General features: G+C 71.4%; 17 protein-coding genes and 1 tRNA gene. 9 read left to right on the top strand and 9 right to left on the bottom strand.

The window, feature by feature from the left end:
- Positions 1-19: 19 nt before the first annotated feature.
- Complete coding sequence (locus tag ABZ851_RS27195) at positions 20-307, bottom strand: hypothetical protein (protein ID WP_336052006.1); 288 nt, start codon at positions 305-307, stop codon at positions 20-22.
- A gap of 488 nt (positions 308-795) precedes the next feature.
- Here ABZ851_RS27195 and ABZ851_RS27190 point away from each other — a divergent pair, with 488 nt between their 5' ends.
- Both ABZ851_RS27190 and ABZ851_RS27185 read left to right on the top strand, forming a co-directional pair.
- On the top strand, positions 796-1,503 hold the full coding sequence (locus ABZ851_RS27190) for a hypothetical protein (protein WP_361132589.1): 708 nt from the start codon (positions 796-798) through the stop codon (positions 1,501-1,503).
- Positions 1,500-2,771, top strand: a complete 1,272-nt coding sequence (locus ABZ851_RS27185) for an ATP-binding protein (RefSeq protein WP_361132586.1) — start codon at positions 1,500-1,502, stop codon at positions 2,769-2,771. The genes ABZ851_RS27190 and ABZ851_RS27185 overlap by 4 nt, the downstream gene beginning before the upstream one ends.
- Positions 2,772-3,042: 271 nt before the next feature.
- On the opposite strand, the gene recQ is transcribed toward ABZ851_RS27185, so the two are convergent.
- Positions 3,043-5,148, bottom strand: coding sequence for a DNA helicase RecQ (recQ, locus tag ABZ851_RS27180; protein WP_361132583.1), 2,106 nt, complete (start codon positions 5,146-5,148; stop codon positions 3,043-3,045).
- Positions 5,149-5,363: 215 nt separating this feature from the next.
- On the opposite strand from recQ, the gene ABZ851_RS27175 reads away from it, so the two are divergent.
- Together ABZ851_RS27175 and ABZ851_RS27170 are read left to right on the top strand one after the other, a co-directional pair.
- Positions 5,364-7,463: a SpoIIE family protein phosphatase gene (locus ABZ851_RS27175; RefSeq protein WP_361132580.1), complete on the top strand. Its 2,100-nt coding sequence runs from the start codon at positions 5,364-5,366 to the stop codon at positions 7,461-7,463.
- 102 nt (positions 7,464-7,565) lie between these two features.
- The gene (locus tag ABZ851_RS27170; RefSeq protein WP_361132577.1) at positions 7,566-8,330 is read left to right on the top strand and encodes a hypothetical protein; all 765 of its coding nucleotides are present in this window, start codon (positions 7,566-7,568) and stop codon (positions 8,328-8,330) included.
- Positions 8,331-8,439: 109 nt separating this feature from the next.
- On the opposite strand, the gene ABZ851_RS27165 is transcribed toward ABZ851_RS27170, so the two are convergent.
- From ABZ851_RS27165 to ABZ851_RS27145, 5 genes are all read right to left on the bottom strand, one after another.
- On the bottom strand, positions 8,440-9,405 hold the full coding sequence (locus tag ABZ851_RS27165) for an aldo/keto reductase (protein WP_361132574.1): 966 nt from the start codon (positions 9,403-9,405) through the stop codon (positions 8,440-8,442).
- Between the two features lie 529 nt (positions 9,406-9,934).
- Positions 9,935-10,255: a GYD domain-containing protein gene (locus ABZ851_RS27160; protein WP_361132571.1), complete on the bottom strand. Its 321-nt coding sequence runs from the start codon at positions 10,253-10,255 to the stop codon at positions 9,935-9,937.
- A 238-nt stretch (positions 10,256-10,493) separates the two neighbouring features.
- Positions 10,494-10,566 (bottom strand) — tRNA-Arg (locus ABZ851_RS27155).
- A gap of 193 nt (positions 10,567-10,759) precedes the next feature.
- Entirely contained in the window at positions 10,760-11,098 is a 339-nt protein-coding gene (locus ABZ851_RS27150; RefSeq protein WP_361132568.1) for a hypothetical protein, read from the bottom strand.
- The gene (locus ABZ851_RS27145) at positions 11,095-11,259 is read right to left on the bottom strand and encodes a hypothetical protein (protein WP_030986377.1); all 165 of its coding nucleotides are present in this window, start codon (positions 11,257-11,259) and stop codon (positions 11,095-11,097) included. The genes ABZ851_RS27150 and ABZ851_RS27145 overlap by 4 nt, the downstream gene beginning before the upstream one ends.
- Before the next feature lie 103 nt (positions 11,260-11,362).
- Between ABZ851_RS27145 and ABZ851_RS27140 the strand changes: the two genes are divergently transcribed.
- Positions 11,363-12,007, top strand: coding sequence for a TetR family transcriptional regulator (locus ABZ851_RS27140; protein WP_361132564.1), 645 nt, complete (start codon positions 11,363-11,365; stop codon positions 12,005-12,007).
- A 78-nt stretch (positions 12,008-12,085) separates the two neighbouring features.
- Here ABZ851_RS27140 and ABZ851_RS27135 read toward each other — a convergent pair whose 3' ends face one another.
- The gene (locus ABZ851_RS27135) at positions 12,086-13,333 is read right to left on the bottom strand and encodes a M6 family metalloprotease domain-containing protein (RefSeq protein ID WP_336052022.1); all 1,248 of its coding nucleotides are present in this window, start codon (positions 13,331-13,333) and stop codon (positions 12,086-12,088) included.
- Positions 13,334-13,903: 570 nt separating this feature from the next.
- Here ABZ851_RS27135 and ABZ851_RS27130 point away from each other — a divergent pair.
- Both ABZ851_RS27130 and ABZ851_RS27125 read left to right on the top strand, forming a co-directional pair.
- Complete coding sequence (locus ABZ851_RS27130; RefSeq protein WP_093493672.1) at positions 13,904-14,533, top strand: TetR/AcrR family transcriptional regulator; 630 nt, start codon at positions 13,904-13,906, stop codon at positions 14,531-14,533.
- A 196-nt stretch (positions 14,534-14,729) separates the two neighbouring features.
- A complete protein-coding gene (locus ABZ851_RS27125; protein WP_361132561.1) occupies positions 14,730-16,277 on the top strand; it encodes an MFS transporter in 1,548 nt (515 codons plus the stop codon).
- A gap of 242 nt (positions 16,278-16,519) precedes the next feature.
- Here the strand turns inward: ABZ851_RS27125 and ABZ851_RS27120 are convergent, their stop codons facing one another.
- On the bottom strand, positions 16,520-17,017 hold the full coding sequence (locus tag ABZ851_RS27120; RefSeq protein WP_088798290.1) for a MarR family transcriptional regulator: 498 nt from the start codon (positions 17,015-17,017) through the stop codon (positions 16,520-16,522).
- A gap of 179 nt (positions 17,018-17,196) precedes the next feature.
- Between ABZ851_RS27120 and ABZ851_RS27115 the strand changes: the two genes are divergently transcribed.
- On the top strand, positions 17,197-17,964 hold the full coding sequence (locus ABZ851_RS27115) for a class III extradiol ring-cleavage dioxygenase (RefSeq protein ID WP_361132557.1): 768 nt from the start codon (positions 17,197-17,199) through the stop codon (positions 17,962-17,964).
- 276 nt (positions 17,965-18,240) lie between these two features.
- On the top strand, positions 18,241-18,531 hold the full coding sequence (locus ABZ851_RS27110) for a hypothetical protein (RefSeq protein ID WP_361132804.1): 291 nt from the start codon (positions 18,241-18,243) through the stop codon (positions 18,529-18,531).
- Positions 18,532-18,604: the final 73 nt, after the last annotated feature.

The raw sequence follows: 18,604 nt of genomic DNA, 5'->3' as shown, positions 1-18,604 counted from the left end.
AGGGGGGCTTGGGGCGGCCCTAGGCCTCCTGGCGTCCCCGGCTGCCGTGGCGCCGACGGTGCACGGCGAGGACCGCGCCGGCCACGCCCAGCGCACCCGCACCGCCTATCACCCCGGCCTTGGGAAGATGACCGGCCTTCTCGGCCAGACCGGCCAGCCCGTTGTCGGGCAGCATGATCGATGTCCGGCTCTCCGTGGGCGCGGTGGAGTCGGCGGCGAAGGCGGCGCCCGCAGGAAGCAGCAGGACGGCCAGCGCACCGGTCGCGACGGTGGCGGTACGGATCATGGAGCGGTGCTGGGCCCGCATGGGTACTCCTCGTCGTGGGCGGCTGGTGCCGCCGTAGGGGCGTGGTGACTAAGGAGCACGCTACGGAGCGTCCTTAACGGTAATCCGTACGTTGTGTAACAGTCGCTGTGATCTCTGGGAGCGGTCGTGTGAAGGAACGCCCGCCCGATGGGGCAAAGGCTCCCACAAGCCGCCGGAATGGCCGATCCAAAGATTCCGTTCGCCGTCGTCTTGGATAGCTTTGTGTCAGGTTACGTCCTTTTATGTGGCGCTTTTTTGTGTGAGGGGTCACGTCGGTGAGCACGTCGAGTGATCGGCTCCACGGGGCGTATCGCGCGGCGGGCCGGTCGGCATGCGGGTTGGCTATCTGCCGGGCAGGCATGCGGGCGGGAAGGCAGCAGGCTGCGCAGCGGCAAGGCGCGGAGGCGCAGGGCGTGAAGGTGTGGAGGCGTGGGGGCGCGGAGGCGCAGGGCGTGAAGGTGTGGAGGCGTGAAGGTGGTGGCGAGGATATGCGACGGCTGCGACCCGGTACGGCGCGCGCCCACCGTTTTGCCCGCTCCCCTCTCCTCGCCCTCTCCGGCCGCTCACCCCGCTCACCCTGCTCCGTCCTCGCAGTCCTCGCCTCACTCGCCTCGCTCGCCCTCCTCGCGACGGGATGCGCGGGCGTGGAGGGGCTGCAGAGCGAGGGGCGGGCCCGGGACGTGGATGCGCCGCTGGTGCTGTGGCCGGACTATTCGCCCGCCCCGCCCGGCCGCGACGAGAATCCGGCGGCCCTGGTACCCGTACCGCACGTCCCGCGGATCCCCGGCGGCAGCATGGCGGACGCGAACCCGCTCGCCGTCCTCAACGCGGACATCGCCGCGCAGGGCGGAAAGCCGCCCGCCCCGAAGTCGGTACGCCGCCCCGAGCTGCACGACCTCACCGGCGACGGCAAGCCGGACCTGCTCATGGCCGTCAACCTCACGCCCCGCAACAGTGAGCTGCGGGTGTACAGCGTCCGGGGCGCGGTGGTGACGCGGGTGCTCGTGCTGCGTGGGGTGCTGGCCGGTGTCGAGCTGGCGGCCGGGCACCTCGCCATCCGCGAGCCCACCAAGGATCCCCGGTACGTCAGCGTCACCGACTATCTCTGGGACGGCGATTCGATGAGTCTGTGGAACCTCACCCTCGATGACGCCCGCACCTCCCAGACCCCACGGGCCGGCGGCGGCAGCCCGTGAAACGCCCGGCGGTCTCCCTCCGCTGGAAGATCGCGCTGACCGTGATGGCGGTGAGCTGCGCGGTCGCCGCCGTCCTCGGGGCCCTCGTCCACAACGCGGTGGCCCGTCAGACCGTCGGCCAGGTCCGCAAGGAGACCAGCGCCAACCTCGGCACCGCCCTGGACCTCTTCGAGTACGGCACTTCACGCGAAGGTCTCAACTCCCTCCTCGACCCGCCCCAGCTTCCCGCCGAATTGCGCCGGTTGGCACGCTCCGGCGAGCACGGCACGATGGTGGGCACGTATCGGGGCCGCCTCGTCATGTGGGCGGCGGCGCCGGCCGACAGACACGTCATGGCCGTCTGGTCGCCCTACGGCAACACGCACCGCTCCCTCGACAAGCTCGACACCGCCATCCTCGGCTCTGCCGTGCTCGCCGCCGCGGCCGTCGCCCTCGCCGGGCTGTTCCTGGCCCAGCGCATCAGCCGGCGGCTGGCCACCACTGCGGCGGTCGCGCGCCGTATCACCGCCGGCGACCTGGACGCCCGGGTCGGCAACGGCGCGGATGCGGCGGGCGGCGGGTCCGCCGGGCAGGACGAGGTGGCGGCGGTGGCCGCGGCGCTGGACTCGGTGGCGGGCTCCCTGCAGAGGCGGCTCCAGGCGGAACAGCGCTTCACCGCCGATGTCGCCCATGAGCTCAGGACGCCGCTCACCGGCATCCTGGCCTCGGCCGAGCTGCTGCCGGAGGGGCGGCCCAAGGAGATGATCAACGACCGGCTGCGGGCGCTGCACCGCCTCACCGAGGACCTGCTGGAGATCTCCCGGCTGGACTCCGGCACCGAGCGCGCCGACCTCGACGCCTATGACCTCGGGACGCTGGTCGAAGGCTCCGTACTCGCCACCGGCCTCGACACCGCTGTGCGGATCGCCGCCGACCGGGTGATCGAGACCGACCGCCGCCGGCTCGACCGCATCCTCGCCAACCTCGTCATCAACGCACACCGGCACGGCCGGCCCCCGGTCGTCGTCACCGTCGACGCCCCGCCCGGCGGCCCGGCGCTCATCGAGGTACGTGACCACGGCCCGGGTTACTCCGCCGACCTGCTGGAACACGGTCCGCAGCGCTTCCGCACCGACGCCCCGGGCCGTGGCAAGGGCCACGGCCTGGGCCTGACCATCGCCGTCGGCCAGTCCGCCGTCCTGGGCATCGACCTCCGCTTCACCAACGCGTCCGACGGTGGCGCCCGCACGATCCTCCGACTGCCTGATGCCGCCCCCCGAGCTCCTTGACCCGCTGCCGACCTCTTGCCTGCCCCACTACTGAAGCTGCTCCCCGTGCTCCGCCGGCACGGCCCCCGCACGGGGGGCGGCGGGGCGGCCGCCCAGCCACCTGGCCGCCCGGCCATCCGGCCATCCGGCCATCCGGCCGCCCGGCCATCCGGCCGCCCGGCCATCCGGCCGCCCGGCCATCCGGCCGCCCGGCCATCCGGCCGCCCGGCCATCCGGCCATCCGGCCGCCCGGCCACCTGGCCGCCCAGCGGTAGCGGCCACTGCCATCCGGCTACCAGTCGATGTCATCCGGCGGCTCCGGAAACGCCTCCTCGTCGTCAGGCTCCGGCCCCAGGGGAGCTTCCCCCGGCGCCCTGCCCGGCCGGGCCGCCCCGGCAGCCCCGGCCGTCGTTGCTGGCTTGGCCCCCGCCCTGGGCCCGGCCGCCGTTGCCCCGGCCGCCACCGTCCCCCCGCCCGCCGCTGACGCGCCGGCTCCCTCTCCGCCGCCGCTCTCTCCCTCGGGGCTCTCCCGCCCCGCCAGCACATCCAAGATCTGCGATCCGTACTTCGCGAGCTTGTTCTCGCCGACGCCGCTGACCGCGCCGAGCTCGGCCGTGGTCGCCGGCCGGACCGTGGCGATCTCCCGCAGCGTCGCATCGTGGAAGATCACATACGCGGGCACGCCCTGCTCCTTGGCCGTCCGCCCCCGCCAGCCGCGCAGTGCCTCGAAGACCGGCAGGGCCTCTTCCGGCAGGTCCACCGGAGCCGCACGCTTGCTCTTCGTCTTCGCCTTGGCCGCCCGCGCCGCCTTCTCCGGCTCCCGCCGCATCGGCACCTCGCGCCGGCCGCCCAGCACCTCGCCGCTCGCCTCCGTGAGCACCAGCGTGCCGTAATCACCTTCGACGGCGAGCAGCCCCTGAGCCAGCAACTGCCGTACGACACCACGCCATTCGGCGTCCCGGAGGTCGTCCCCCACTCCGAAGACGCTCAGCCCGTCGTGATCGAACTGAATGACCTTGGCGGTCTTCTTCCCCGTCAGGATGTCGATGATCTGGCCCGCGCCGAACTTCTGCCCGCGCTCTCGCTTCAGCCGGACGACCGTGGACAGGAGCTTCTGCGCGGCCACCGTGCCGTCCCAGGTCTCCGGCGGGGCCAGGCACGTATCGCAGTTGCCGCATGCGCTGCTCTCCTGCCCGAAGTAGGCCAGCAGCCGGACCCGGCGGCACTGCACCGTCTCGCACAGCGCCAGCATCGCGTCGAGGTGGGCCGACAGCCGCCGCCGGTGCGCCTCGTCCCCCTCCGACCCGTCGATCATCTTCCGCTGCTGCACCACATCCTGCAGCCCATAGGCCAGCCAGGCCGTCGACGGCTGCCCGTCACGCCCGGCGCGCCCCGTCTCCTGGTAGTAGCCCTCCACCGACTTCGGCAGATCCAGATGCGCCACGAACCGCACATCCGGCTTGTCGATGCCCATCCCGAACGCGATCGTGGCGACCACGGTCAGCCCGTCCTCACGCAGGAAGCGGGCCTGGTGCTCGGCACGCGTCCGCGGGTCGAGCCCCGCGTGGTACGGCACCGCCGCGATGCCGTTCTCCACCAGGAACTGTGCGGTCTTCTCGACCGAGGCCCGCGACAGGCAGTAGACGATTCCCGCGTCCCCCGCATGCTCGTTCCGCAGCAGGTCCAGCAGCTGCTTCTTCGGCTCGCTCTTCGCCGCGATCCGGTACTGGATGTTCGGCCGGTCGAAGCTCGCGACGAAGTGCCGGGCGTCGGCCATCCGCAGCCGGGAGGTGATCTCGGTATGGGTCGCCTCGGTCGCGGTGGCGGTCAGCGCGATCCGCGGCACCTCGGGCCAGCGCTCGTGCAGCATCGACAGCGCCAGGTAATCCGGCCGGAAGTCATGGCCCCACTGCGCGACACAGTGCGCCTCGTCGATCGCGAAGAGCGAGACCTTCCCGCGGTCCAGCAGGCTCAGCGTCTGTTCGACCCGCAGCCGCTCGGGGGCCAGATACAGCAGATCCAGCTCCCCGGCCAGGAACTCGGCCTCGACGAGCCGCCGCTCCTCCAGATCCTGCGTCGAATTGAGGAACCCGGCCCGCACCCCGAGCGCCCGCAGGGCATCGACCTGGTCCTGCATCAACGCGATCAGGGGCGAGATGACCACCCCCACACCGCCTCTGACCAGCGAGGGAATCTGATAGCAGAGCGACTTGCCGCCACCGGTCGGCATCAGGACGACCGCGTCCCCGCCCCCTATGACGTGCTCGATGATCTCCTGCTGACTGCCGCGGAACGACTCGTACCCGAACACCCGGCGCAGTACCTGCACCGCCTCGCTTGCGTCCGAGGCGCCTGCCACATCCATGTCCACGACCATTTCCACGTCCGCCAGAGCCATTCCAGAAGCCTACGAGTTCCGCGGGGGTCGCCGTCGACCCTGTGGATAACTCCCCTCGCTCCGGACGCCCGGTCCGTGGCCGCGTGCCGTGCCGGCCCGCCCGCACGCCCTGCGGGGTCGCCCTGGTCCGGGGCACCATGGAGGCACTGCGAGGTGCGGGGACAGAGGCCACAGCCTGGCGCAGGCCGCGCTCACGGGCGGAGGGAGTGCCTGGGATGAGGACAGCCGGCCCCTTCGGACCCGTGGGCGATCAGCCCGACGCCGGACCGCCGCAGCGCAGTGGGCTGCTGGACCTGCTCGGCGTCGCCGCGGTGGTGCTGGACTCCGACGGGCACATCGTGCTGTGGAGCCCGCAGGCCGAGGAGCTGTTCGGCTACACCGCGAAGGAGGCCCTGGGCCAGTACGCGGGCCGGCTGCTGGTCCACGAACAGCACCTGGACCTGGTGATCAGACTCTTCGCCGAGGTCATGGGCACGGGCAGCAGCTGGGCCGGTGCCTTCCCCATCCGGCACAAGGACGGCAGCACCCGGCTCGTGGAGTTCCGCAACATGCGGCTGCTGGACGTCCGGGGCGACCTCTATGCGCTGGGGATCGCCACCGACGAGGCGGTCCTGCGGCAGGTGGAACGGGATGTGGCCCTCTCCACGCGGCTGGTCTCGCAGTCCCCGATCGGCGTGGCCGTCTTCGACACCGACCTGCGCTACCTGGCCGTCAACCCGGCGCTGGAGCGGATGAACGGTGTTCCCGCCGGGGACCATTTCGGCCGGTCGGTCCGCGAGGTGCTGCCCTTGATGGACCTCGACGCGCTCGAGACGGCGCTGCGGCAGGTCCTGGCGACCGGCAGCCCCCTGGTCGACGCGTACACCTTGGGGCGCACCCCCGCCGATCCCGACAACGAGCACGCCTGGTCCGTCTCCTGCTACCGCCTCGAGGATCCCGGCGGGCGGATCCTCGGGGTGGCCGGCCTGGTCGTGGATGTCACCGACCGGCACCGTGCGGCCACCGAGACGGCCCGCGCCCGCCGGCATCTGGCCATCATCGCCGACGGCACCGCCCGTATCGGCACCACGCTGGAGGTGGAACGGACCGCCCGCGAACTGGCCGACGTCACGGTGCCCGAGCTCGCCGACGTGGCGGCGGTCGACGTCCTGGACTCCGTCCTGGACGACCGCCGACCCACCACACCCGGGGACCACCATGCGCTGTTCCGCGCCCTCGCGGTGCGCGCCGCCCACCCGACCGAGGCGGTCCGCGCCGCCGATCCTCCCGGCCGGCTCGCCAGCTACGGGCCCGACCGGCTGGTCACCCAATGCGTGCGCACCGGCCGCCCCATCCTGGTTTCCCACGTCGGCGAGCGGGACCTGACGCGTATCGCTCGGGGCCCCGAGGCCGCCGCCCTGCTGGCCCGTGCGGGCATCCACAGCTACCTCACCACGCCGCTGATCGCCCGCGGTGAGGTGCTCGGCGCGCTGTGTCTCACCCGCGCCCGCAACCCGCTGCCCTTCGACGAGGACGACCTGGCCCTCGCCGCCGAACTGGCCGACCGCGCCGCGGTGTGCATCGACAACGCCCGCCTGTACCAGAGCCTGCGCAATACGGCGGTGACCCTCCAGCGCAGCCTGCTCCCGGACCGTCCGCCGCACCGGACGGGACTGGAGATCGCCACCCGCTACCAGCCCGCCGGCACCACCAGCGAAGTCGGCGGCGACTGGTTCGACGTCATCCCCCTGGCCGCGGACAAGACCGCCCTCGTCGTGGGCGATGTGATGGGCAGCGGCATCAACGCCGCCACCACCATGGGGCGCCTGCGCACCGCCACCTCCACCCTGGCCGACCTCGATATCCCGCCGAGCGACGTACTGCGGCACATCGACAAGATCACCGTCGGGCTGGAGTACTACGGCACCTGCGCCTACGCCGTGTACGACCCGCACCGCGCGAGCTGCGACATCGCCATCGCCGGCCATCTTCCCCCGGTACTGATCCGCACCGGCGAGCCCCCTGAACTCCTCGACCTGCCCACCGGCGTACCCCTCGGCGTCGGCGGTGTCCCCTTCGAGGCCACCACCGTCCCCCTGCACCCCGGCGACCGGCTGGTCCTCTACACCGACGGTCTGGTCGAGACCCGCCACCAGCCCATCGACGCGCGCCTGGACCTCCTCCTCCGCCTCCTCGGTAACCCCGACCGCTCCTTGGAGGACACCTGCGACCGCCTCCTCGACGCCCTCCGCGACCCGGACGACCACGACGACGTCGCCGTCCTCATCGCCCGTCCCCTACGGCTCGAAGGGCCGGTTCCCCCCACCCCGGCATGAGCGGCGTCACGGCAGGGTCACGCCCGTTCAACACCGGAGCCATGGTCGGCCTTCCACGCTGAAGGAGATACCCACGTAGGCCGTCCGCCCAAAGGAGGCATCATGGTGAAGCGGATCCGGAAACACCTGCCCAGCGTGATCGGCGCGTCCGTCCTGACGGTGGCGCTCGTCGGCACGGGTGGCGTGATGAGCGTTCAGGCGGCACCGCAGACAGCGAAGACCGCCTCGACATCGTCGAGTGCGGCGCCCAGCCTGCTCTGCAAGTTCCTCAGAGACCCCAATACCGGCAAGCTCATCGTGGTGAACGTTCGGAACGGCAGGGTCGTCCAGAACCCGAGGCTCTGCGTCTTCGTCGGCGGTGGCGGCACAGGAGGCACAGGAGGCGTCACCACGGGTGCCACCACCACGGGTGCCACCACCACGACGACCGGCGCCAGCGTGACGACCGGCGCCACCACTACGGGTGCCACCACCACGACGACCGGCGCCAGCACGACGACGACGGTTGCCGCGCAGACGACTCAGGGTCAGACGACTCCGGGCCAGACCACGCCGGGTCAGACGACTCCGGGCCAGACGACTCCGGGCGGTCAGACGACTCCGGGCCAGACGACTCCGGGCGGTCAGACCACGCCGGGCCAGACGACTCCGGGCGGTCAGACCACGCCGGGGACTGCCCAGGGCGCCCAGACCACCCAGGGCGGTCAGACCACCCCGGGCGGTGCCACGGTGCCCGGTAACCCCACGGTCGGCGGCGTCACGATCGGCGCCACGGTTGCCGGTGCCACGGTCGGCGGTACCACTACGACGCCCCCCACCACGGCGGCTCCCACTACGGCAGCTCCCACCACCGGCGCCATGCCGTAGGGCATGCAAGCAGTAGGGCGGCGGCGAACACCACCGTCATACGGGGGCCGTGCGCAGCGGGGAAGCCTCGGTACGAGCGCGCACGGCCCCTGGTGGCGGTCGTCGGAGATCAGGCGTAGAAGTTGCGCTGCCACCGGTGCTTGGCCAGAACGGCCAGTTGCTCACCGGTGAGCGGCCGGCCATCGCTCACCGCCGTGTTGCGCTCGACGTTGCGTACGCTGCGCATTCCGGGGATGACCGTGGAAACCGCCGTCGAACTCAGCACGAACCGCAACGCGGTCTCAGCGATCTCATCGGGGGCGATACCGAGGTCGGCGACGATGGCGGCCACTCGCTGTCCGACCTGTGCCGGGCGGTCGTCGCGGAAGTAGCGGTTGCGCCAGTCGCCTTCCGGGAACACCGTGTCGGCCGTGATCCGGCCGGTGAGGCCGCCCTCGTCCAGCGCCACCCGGACGATGACGCCGACGCCGTGCTCCGCACAGGCCGGCAGCAGGGAGTCGGCCGGCGCCTGGTCGAAGATGTTGTAGATGACCTGCACACTGTCCACGGCACCGCTGCGCACGAGCGCGAGCGCACTGTCGGGCTGATGGTCGTTGACGGAGACGCCGAACAGGCGGATCTTTCCCTCCCGCTTCAGCTCGCTGATCGTCTCCAGCCAGTCGCCGCGGCCGACCCAGTCATCGCTCCAGATGTGGAACTGCAGCAGGTCGAAGTGGTCCAGGCCGCTGGTGCGCAGACTGGTCTCCAGGCTCTCGCGGATGTGCCCGCCCGGGAACGCCTCGGCCGGGTCCGTGCCGCCGGGCGGCTGCCAGACCCGGTTCTTGGGCGGCACTTTGGTCGCCACGCGTACGTCCTCGCCGACCCGCTCACGGACGACGCGGCCGACTATGCGCTCGCTCTCGCCGTAGCCGCGAGCGGTGTCGATGAAGTTCACGCCGAGGTCGATGGCACGGTGCAGAGCGCGCACGGATTCGTCCTCCGTGGCACCCACCCAGCTGGACTCACCGATACCCCACGCCCCGTAACCGATTTCCGACACGGACAATCCACTGCGTCCCAGCTGGCGGTAGCGCACCGTCGTCACCCTCCCCGTCCGGCCCGTGCCCCGGCCTCCCGGCCGGGCCGAGCCGCGTCTCCGGCCCCGATTCCCTGTGAGGATAGGCGACTTGGGTGGTGCGGTCAGGTGGATTCCAGGTGCCCTCGGCCAAGCCGGAGACGAGCGTCGCCACGGTCCCGATGTCGCACCCCGGAGCAGGCAGGGCGAGATCACCTTCGGCTCGCTCGCGGTCACCGTCCTCAACACCGTCGTGCGACCCCTCCTGACCCGCTGGTACCCCGCCCTCGCCGAGCACGAAGCGGCGAGGCCGTCCGGCGTCGCCCGTCAGCAGCACGAACAGTCGTGGGAGCGCGAAGCCGAGCTACGACAACAACTGCGCCTGGCCCGGAAGACCTTGACGAACCTGGCCCGCGTCCTCGCAGAAGTAGCGGGAGCCCCCGGCCTCTTGGCCCCCACACCACCCCGCATCCCGAATCAGGCCGGGGGGCTTGGCAAACGGAGGTGCCGGCTCACTTCCCCGGCCCGGCGGACGACCCCTGCCCTCGCCTTACGCGCTGGGGGCGCGGAAGGGGACTCGCCGACGGGTGGCCTCGTCGATCTCCTCGACGGTGAGAAGGGGAGTGGCCCGGGTCCGCAGGGCCCCGCTGGCCTTGACGGTGAGGCTGATGGCGGCCATGGACACCGGGTCGGGGAGGTCGATGATGAGCACGATGTCGTCCTCTCCGAAGGCGAAGTACACGGCCTCGACCGTCCCGCCGAGGGCCGTGACGACCTGATCGACGGCAGCGCGGCGCCCACTCGCACCTTCCTTGAGCAGCCCCTTGGTGCCCTCGGACGTATAGGTGGCCTGGATCAGAAACTTCGGCATCGGGACGCTCCCTGCCCATCGCATGTCCGGTGTGCAGAGGGCCTTCCCGCTGCCACACCGACCGCCACGCACCGAATGACCTGATTCACCCGATAGGCGCCAATGCGGTGGGGGGCCTTCCGGCGGCAGCCGACTCCACGTCGACAGGGCGGACGCAGCGGCACGCGCAGGCGCAGAACCCTGAAACGACCAAGGGCCGGCCCGGGAGGAAATCCTCCTGGACCGGCCCCTTCTTCGGTGCCCCCGGCAGGATTCGAACCTGCGACACCCGCTTTAGGAGAGCGGTGCTCTATCCCCTGAGCTACGGAGGCAAGGCCTGAGCCCCTGACAGGGTAGCTGATGCGTTCGCTGTGGTTCGCTTCTGTTGGGGATGAGGGGTGGGCGTGGCCTGGGGGTGGGGTGGAAGGGGCGGGATGTGCCGATGGCGGTGGTCTGGGTGACCACCGCCATCGTGGGGGTGCTGGTGTCGGGCCGGTTGGTGCAGTGGTGGCCCGGGGTGGGGTGTTAGCCGCCGATGTGCCAGCTGAGGGTGCCGTCCGCGGTGGTGAGGAGGGCCAGGAGGAGCAGGTCGGCGGCGCCGAGGGTGATGCCCAGGAGGGCGCGGCCGCGGCGGGTGGTGCCGCGGGCCAGGGACAGGCCGCCGAGGACCAGGGCGCAGGGGCCGAGAAGGATGTTCAGGACCAGGGTGCCGAGCAGGCCGAGGATGAAAGAGGCCACGGCCATGCCGTCCGCTTGGGGGCGGGGACGGGTGGTCGGCCGGTGCGGGTCCTTGGCTTCCGTGGCCGTCGCGGGCGCGGTCGTCGTCGGCGAGGTCGTGCGGGTGGCTTCGCTGAGCGTGGTCATCGGGAGGTCACCTCGGCGTGGTGGCGGCGTTCGCGGAGGAAGAAGACGAGCAGCCAGCCGGCGATGACGGCGGCCGCGACGAGGGTGACGGGGACGGGGAGGTGTGCCGCGGTACCCAGCATGATCCCCATCAGGAGAAGGGCTGCGACGAGGAAGAGCATGACCTTCCTTTCCGGTTCCAGAGGACAGTTGTTCACTCAGTTTCTTCAGTCTACGACTGCCCACGGGTGGAGTAGTTCGGAGAACGGTTGTTTACTGGATGACATGAGTCACAGTCTTGGAGTCCGGCAGGCCCAGAAACAGAAGACCCGTCAGGCGTTGCTCGATGCGGCGCTCGGCCTGCTGGAGGAGCAGAGTCTGAGCAGCCTGGGGCTGCGCGAGGTGACGCGGGTGGTCGGGATCGCCCCCACCGCGTTCTACCGGCACTTCCGGGACATGGGTGAGCTGGGCGTCGCCCTGGTCGAGGAGGCGTTGGGGAGCCTGCATGCGATGGTGCGGGCGATCCTGGCCGAGCAGGACGGGGCCGAGGAGCGGATCGACCGTACGGTCGCGGTCGTGGAGCAGCATGTGCGCCGCTATCCGCTGCACATCAGGTTTGTGGCGCGCGAGCGGCACGGGGGCGTACGGGCCGTGCGGCAGGCCATCGCGGACGAGATGGACCGGTTCGCGGAGGAGGTCGCGGCGGCGCTCAAGTCCCAGCCGGTGTCGGAAGGGTGGCGTGATGACGATGTGCGGATGCTGGCGGAGCTGTACGTGGACCGGCTGGTGACGACGGCCGCGGCGTTGCTCGACGCGGACGCGGACGGCGCCGAGGGGGCGGCCGAGCAGGTGGTCCAGGTGGCGCGCAGGCAGTTGCGGCTGATCAGTATCGGGCGGCGGCACTGGCGGGAGGAGGGGCGGGGAGAGTAGCAGGGGGAGGGGGAGCGGGGCGGGGGCTGCTTGTGCGGTCGCTTGACTTCGGTGGGCGGGTGGGGGTGTGCGTCTTCGTCAGGCGCGTGCCGGGGTCACTCGTACGCGATAGGTGCCGTCCGGGTTCTCCGTCAGGACGGTGACGGCTGCGCCGCTGTGACGGTCCGTATAGGTGTCACCGGGGAGGAAGGTGGCGTCGGTCAGTTCCGGGTCGACGTATTTGCTGTCCTGGTAGCAGCCGTCGCTGTGCGGGGTGGCGTCCACGATGCGCATCGGGCCGCGGCCGGAGGGGACGTCGGTGGCGACGCGGTAGAGGAGGACCCCGGGCCGGCAGACCGTGGGGTCGAGCGGGCCACGGGTGCGGGCCTCGGCGACCAGGGCGGTGTGGGACGAGGTCGGGATGACGATGATCTTGGTGCCGCCGGGGGTGGAGACCGGGGTGAGGGTGTGTTCGCCGGGCGTCCCGCGGCGTGGGGCGCAGTGCACCTGATCGGCGGACAGCCAGCCGAGCTTCCACTTGTGCCAGCCGACGAAGTCGTTGCTCGGCCCCCAGTCCTCGTCCATCGGGTCCCAGTGCCCCACCGGGGGCGGAGCGTCGCGGTCGTCGGTGAAGTAGAGGTCGGGCAGCCCGAAGCTGTGGGCGTTCTCGTGGTTGAGGACGCGGAAGGCGCTCACCCCGGATTGCCGGCTCCAGATGAAGGACGCGTTCCGGAAAGGCACCCCGTCGGCGGTTTTCAGGCCCATGTCGCCGCCGCTGAAGGTGACCGACAGGACCGTACGGGTCGCGGGCGGGCCCGCGTTGGGGGTGGCGATGACGTTGATGACGTCGTAGTCACGGAAGTCGACGAGCGGGTCGACGTTGCGGACGATCTCCCGGGAGAGGGCGTGATAGCCGTCGTCCGAGGCCGGGTCGAAGCTGGCGCCCCGTCCGATGTCGTACGCCGCGAGCGGGCGGGACATGCGGATCCACCGGAACAGCGGCATGGGGCGGTAGGTCAGCCTGCCGTAGGAGCTGGTGCGGAAGTAGTCCGTCGCGGCCGGGAAGAATTCGGCGAAGCGGGCGCGGGGGGACAGCGTGGCGGGGGCGTCCGGGAAGTCGATGAAGAGGGTGAGCGCCCTGACGACGCCGGACGAGCGGGCGTAGCCGGCGGGGGTGTCCGCGGATTCGGCGACGTCGTCGGTGATGCCGCGCAGGGCGCACGGGCCGCTCGGCGAGGCGCCGGGCGCGGTAGGTATGGCGACGGCGCTGGGCGGTGAGCCCAGGGCTATGGCCGCGGCCGCCGTGGCGGCGCCGGCGGCCAGGACCGCGGATACCTTGTGCTTCATATCGATCACCTTGTGCGGACGGGTGATCGCTCGCGCGCGGGGTTACGTCAACTGGAGTCATGGCGGGGCCGGATGGGTCGGGGCCGGGCCGGCGCACGGCCGGTCGGGGCTGAGGCCTGGGCGGGGCCGGACTGCGCTGGGCCGGCCGGGGCTGAGGCCTGGGCGGGGCCGGGGTGCGATGGGCTGGTCAGGGCCGCGCTGGGTGGGGCTGGTCGGGCCTGGCTTCTGCCGGTCCGGGCATGTCGGGGGCGGGTGGGGTGTGTGTGCTTCAGGTCACACGGGGTCGCGAAATATCCGGGGAGGGCGTCCCCGTTTAAACAGACGTCCGGAGGAACCGGGGAGCGTTTCCCCGGTTGGCTTCGATCTTGGCCGTTCCCGGTCGGTTGCCCGGCCAGGCTGCGGTGATACGCCGATCTGCTTCGTCGCCCGACCGGGCGGCCTCGTCGGCCGCCGGTCACCCGACCGGGCGGGCCGGCGGTGTACGTCCAGGAGTCCGGGCGTTCCGGAAGTACCGAGAGTGGAGGGGAGTGAGCTGCCGTGACTGCCGTCGCCGCAGGTGCGAAGGCCGGGATGGAGGGGCAGCAGCCCCGTCTGCGGGCCGATGCGCTGCGCAACCGGGAGCGGATCGTTGCGGCCGCCCGCGAGACGATGGTCGAGTTCGGGCCCGAGGTCCCGCTCGATGAAATCGCTCGACGCGCGGGGGTCGGCAATGCGACGCTCTATCGTCACTTCGCGGATCGCCTGGAGTTGATCCACCACGTCACGCTTGCCGTCATGTCCCGTACCGCGGACCGCGCGGAGAGCGCCCTCGCCGAGGAGTCCGATGCTTTCCAAGCGCTGAGGCGCTTCGTCCACGCTGCGGTGGAGGAGCGGATCGGGGCCTTGTGCCCGCTGCTCTCCGACGGCGTCGACCGAGACCACCCCGATCTGCTCGCGGCGCGCGAGCGCCTGGAAGCGGCCGTCGAGGCCGTCATGGGTGCCGCGCGCGACAGCGGCCAGTTGCGTACCGACCTCGCCGTCGGTGATCTGATGGTCGCGATCACCCAGCTCACCCGGCCACTGCCGGGCAGCAACTGTGCGAACTTCGACCAGTTCGTACACCGTCATCTGCAGCTGTTCCTGGACGGTCTGCAGGCGCCCGCCCGTTCCGAACTTCCCGGCTCTGCTGCCACGTTGGACGACCTGAGGCGCCGCTCGTAGAGAACCGGCCGCGCGCCGTAGCGGCCTGACGCGTCCCGCACACCCCGTATCTCCCGCACGTCCCGTACTCCACTCCGGCCCGCACGTCCCGTACTTCGTCCCGCACGTTCCGCACGTCCCACGCATCCCGTACTCCGTCCCGCACGTCCCGTTCTTCGCTCCTGTTCGCTCACCGCACCACTAGGTGGATCCCGCCATGCCTGAAACCGCCCCGTACGTCGATCCCCGGCGCTGGAAAGCGCTGATATTCATCGCCCTCGCCCAGTTGATGGTCGTTCTCGACGCGACCATCGTGAACATCGCGCTGCCCTCCGCGCAGCAGGATCTCGGGATCACCGACGCCAACCGGCAGTGGGTGATCACCGCCTACGCGCTGGCCTTCGGCGGGCTGCTGCTCTTCGGCGGGCGCGTCGCCGACCTGTGGGGCCGGAAGCGGACGTTCATCATCGGGCTGGTCGGGTTCGCGGTGGCCTCCGCGCTCGGCGGGGCCGCGGCGGACCAGGGGATGCTGCTGGGCGCGCGTGCGCTGCAGGGTGTCTTCGGCGCGCTGCTGGCACCGGCCGCGCTGTCGCTGCTGGCCGTGACCTTCACCGAGGCCAAGGAGCGCGCCAAGGCGTTCGGCATCTTCGGCGCGATCGCCGGTGGTGGCGGCGCCGTGGGGCTGATCCTCGGCGGGGTGCTGACCGAGTACATGAACTGGCGCTGGACCTTCTTCGTCAACATCCCGTTCGCCGTGGTCGCCGCGACCGGCGCCTTCCTGGTCATCCGTGAGCCCGCGGGGAGCCGCAACCCCTCCCGGCTGGACGTCCCCGGTGTCATCCTGGCCACGCTCGGCCTGGTCTCGCTGGTCTACGGGTTCACCCGGGCCGAGTCCGACGGCTGGCTGGCCGGCTGGACCCTCGGCCTGTTCGCCGCGGCCGTCGTGCTGCTGCTGGCGTTCGTGCTGGTCGAGTCCAAGGTGAAGGCCCCGCTGCTGCCGCTGCGGGTGGTCGCGGAGCGGAACCGCGCCGGCATCTACGCGTCGCTGGGCCTGGCCGTGATCGGCATGTTCGGTCTCTTCCTCTTCCTGACCTACTACCTGCAGATCGTGAAGGGCTACACGCCGGTCACGACCGGCCTGGCCTTCCTGCCGATGATCGTCGGCATGATCACCGGCTCGACGCAGATCGGTGCCCGGCTGATGACCCGGGTCCGCCCGCGGCTGCTGATGGCGCCGGGCTTCACGGTCGCCGCGCTCGGCATGCTGGTGCTCACCCAGATCGACCTGGACACCTCCTACCCGGCGCTGATCCTGCCCGGCTTTCTGCTGATGGGGCTCGGCATGGGTACGGCGTTCATGCCGGCCATGTCACTGGCCACGCACGGGGTCCAGCCGCGGGACGCCGGTGTCGCCTCCGCGATGGTCAACACCTCGCAGCAGGTGGGCGGCGCGATCGGTACGGCCCTGCTGAACACCATCGCGGCCAGCGCCACCACCGCGTACGCCACCTCGCACGCGGCCGGTGCCCGCTCGCTCGATCTGCTCAAGCTCCAGGCGATGGTGCACGGCTACACCGCCGCCATCTGGTGGGCGGTCGGCATCCTGGCCCTGGCGGGCGTGATCGCCTTCACCTTCATCAACACCGGGCGGCCGGGAGGCAGCAGGCCGGTGGCCTCCTCGGCGGACGGCGAGGGCGCTGACGCGGATGCGGGCGCGGGTGCGGGGCATGAGGACGAGGTGCCCCTCCCGGTGATGGCGCACTGATCCCGGGGCGGCGGGGCGGCCGCGCGGCTCGCGGGCCGGTGGGCTCGCGGACCGGGCGGCTCGCGTACCGGTCGGCTCGTGTGCCGGCGGGGCCGACGTCACCCACCGCCGCCTCCGCCGCGCGTTCTTACCGCATTCCTACCTGACTCACAGGTGCGCCGGGCCGCAATGGCCCGGCGCATTCGTGCGCAGCCCCTCTCGCCCCACGGCTGCCGGCCTTCTCCGGCTCCGTCGGCCGCCGGTCAGCGGAGCCAGGGGAGGTCGGCGCCCTTCGGCTGCAGCCCTTCGGTCATGACCTGGCAGATCTCGGCGAGTTGGCCTATCTGCTCCGGGGAGAGCCGGTCGAAGATCGCGGCGCGTACGGCGGCGACATGACCGGGGGCGGCCTTCTCCAGGACCCGCATGCCCTCGTCCGTGAGGTGGGCGTTCTGGCCCCGCTTGTCGGACGGGCAGTCCTCGCGCCGTACCCAGCCGTTCCGCTCCAGCCGTGCGATCGCATGCGAGAGCCGGGAACGGGTGATCTTGGCGTTCTGGGCCAGCTCGGTCATCCGCATCCGGCGCCGCGGCGCACGGGAGAGCTGGACGAGGAGGCCGTAGTAGACGTGCGGCATCCCGGCGTCCCGCTGCAGCTGGCGGTCGAGGTGGTCCTCCAGGAGCGTGGTGGCGTGGAGGTAGCACTGCCAGGCGAATTGCTCCTCATCGCTGAGCCATCGCGGCTCAGTTGCGGGTTCGATGCTCATACCATCCACTCTCTCACCACTCGGAGAGTTATTTAAGATTTAACAATGCCGGGTTGCCATGCCGGGTTACCCTGAAAGTCGACGCTTGAAGGTTCAAGCATCGTCGGGGGTGTGGTGGCCGAAGCGTCACGCGCACCGACTACTGACCAGTGTGACGCTGTGGGGTTGCGATGTCCGTAATGCCGGCTCTTTATCTCAGTCATGGTGCGCCGCCGCTCGCCGACGACCCGTGGTGGCCGGGCCAGCTCGCTGCCTGGTCCGCGCAGCTGCCACGTCCCCGGGCCGTGCTGATCGTCTCCGCGCACTGGGAGGAGGCGCCGCTCGCGCTCGGTGCCACCACGACCGTGCCGCTGGTCTACGACTTCTGGGGCTTCCCCGAGCACTACTACCAGGTGCGCTACCCGGCCCCCGGGGCACCGCAGTTGGCCGAGCGCATACGCAAGACGCTGCGGACGGCGGGCATGCCCGTGGTGGACGTCCCCGACCGGGGGCTCGACCACGGCGCGTACGTGCCGCTCGTGGAGATGTTCCCGGACGCCGACGTCCCCGTACTCCAGATCTCCCTGCCCTCCCTCGACCCGCGCCGGCTCCATGCGATCGGGCGCAAGCTCGCACCGCTGCGCGAGGAGGGCGTGCTGATCATCGGCAGCGGTTTCTTCACGCACAATCTGGCTGCGCTGCGGCACGACGGCGGCGGTCCGCCGGCGTGGTCGGCGGAGTTCGACGACTGGGGGCGCCGGGCCCTGGAAGCCCAGGACCTCGACGCGCTCTTCGACTTCGCGCACAAGGCGCCGGCCGGGCGGCTGGCCCATCCCCGCACCGAGCACTTCGCCCCGTTGTTCGTGACCCTGGGCGCCGCGGAGGCCCATGCCCAACTGGACCGTGGACGCAGTGTCATCGACGGGTTCTGGATGGGGCTGGCGAAGCGGTCGGTGCAGTTCGGCTGAGGGGCGGGGCGGGCCGGGGGCGTCGGGGCCGGGGCGGCCGGCAACGTACCGGGCAGAGTCGCGACGTCATACCGGACAGAGGGTGTCGGGTATTGGGGGGAGGCTGCTGCCATGACGACGGAGAGCGCGTGGGCCGGGGGTTTTGAAGGCGGCGGAAACGCCGGGGGCGGCGGAAGCGCCGGAGGTGGTGAGCACTTCGGCAGCGGCGAGAAGGCCGGCGACGGCAAGAGCGTCGACGGGTGCGGGGGAGCCGGTGGCGGGGCGGCCGGCTGGTCGGTGGTCGAGGCGGCGGTGCCGGAGTTCGCCCGGCGGGTGCGGGAGCGCTTCGGGGCGTACCGGCACCACGTTCTGGCGACCCTCCGCAAGGACGGCGGGCCGCGGCTCACCGGCCGCTATGCGGCGGTGGCGAAGCCGCCGGAGCCGTTTCATCTCTTCCGGGCGGAGCTGACGGAGGTGCTGCACACGTCCACCGAGGATCCGTATGTGGTGCTGGAGAGCTGGGCACCGGGACGGCCGCTGCGCACCATCCGGCGGACGTCCGACGACGCGACGCTACGGGTGGGGTGACGGGCGGGGAGACGGGCGGCGTGATGAGTGGCCTGGCGAGTGGCGTGACCTGCGGCGCAGGCGTCACCGGCAG

Origin of the sequence: Streptomyces sp. NPDC047049, from assembly GCF_040643995.1 — a bacterium.
Lineage (GTDB): Bacteria > Actinomycetota > Actinomycetes > Streptomycetales > Streptomycetaceae > Streptomyces > Streptomyces mooreae.
Note: the sequence above shows the minus strand (reverse complement) of the source record. Positions and strands in the feature narration are given on the sequence as shown.

Bases quoted from the DNA above. Each gene is read 5' to 3' on its own strand.
- ABZ851_RS27195 (WP_336052006.1), bottom strand. From the start codon at position 307: ATGCGGGCCCAGCACCGCTCCATGATCCGTACCGCCACCGTCGCGACC.
- ABZ851_RS27190 (WP_361132589.1), top strand. From the start codon at position 796: ATGCGACGGCTGCGACCCGGTACGGCGCGCGCCCACCGTTTTGCCCGC.
- recQ (WP_361132583.1), bottom strand. From the start codon at position 5,148: ATGGCTCTGGCGGACGTGGAAATGGTCGTGGACATGGATGTGGCAGGC.
- ABZ851_RS27175 (WP_361132580.1), top strand. From the start codon at position 5,364: ATGAGGACAGCCGGCCCCTTCGGACCCGTGGGCGATCAGCCCGACGCC.
- ABZ851_RS27170 (WP_361132577.1), top strand. From the start codon at position 7,566: ATGGTGAAGCGGATCCGGAAACACCTGCCCAGCGTGATCGGCGCGTCC.
- ABZ851_RS27160 (WP_361132571.1), bottom strand. From the start codon at position 10,255: ATGCCGAAGTTTCTGATCCAGGCCACCTATACGTCCGAGGGCACCAAG.
- ABZ851_RS27150 (WP_361132568.1), bottom strand. From the start codon at position 11,098: ATGACCACGCTCAGCGAAGCCACCCGCACGACCTCGCCGACGACGACC.
- ABZ851_RS27145 (WP_030986377.1), bottom strand. From the start codon at position 11,259: ATGCTCTTCCTCGTCGCAGCCCTTCTCCTGATGGGGATCATGCTGGGT.
- ABZ851_RS27140 (WP_361132564.1), top strand. From the start codon at position 11,363: ATGAGTCACAGTCTTGGAGTCCGGCAGGCCCAGAAACAGAAGACCCGT.
- ABZ851_RS27135 (WP_336052022.1), bottom strand. From the start codon at position 13,333: ATGAAGCACAAGGTATCCGCGGTCCTGGCCGCCGGCGCCGCCACGGCG.
- ABZ851_RS27130 (WP_093493672.1), top strand. From the start codon at position 13,904: ATGGAGGGGCAGCAGCCCCGTCTGCGGGCCGATGCGCTGCGCAACCGG.
- ABZ851_RS27125 (WP_361132561.1), top strand. From the start codon at position 14,730: ATGCCTGAAACCGCCCCGTACGTCGATCCCCGGCGCTGGAAAGCGCTG.
- ABZ851_RS27120 (WP_088798290.1), bottom strand. From the start codon at position 17,017: ATGAGCATCGAACCCGCAACTGAGCCGCGATGGCTCAGCGATGAGGAG.
- ABZ851_RS27115 (WP_361132557.1), top strand. From the start codon at position 17,197: ATGCCGGCTCTTTATCTCAGTCATGGTGCGCCGCCGCTCGCCGACGAC.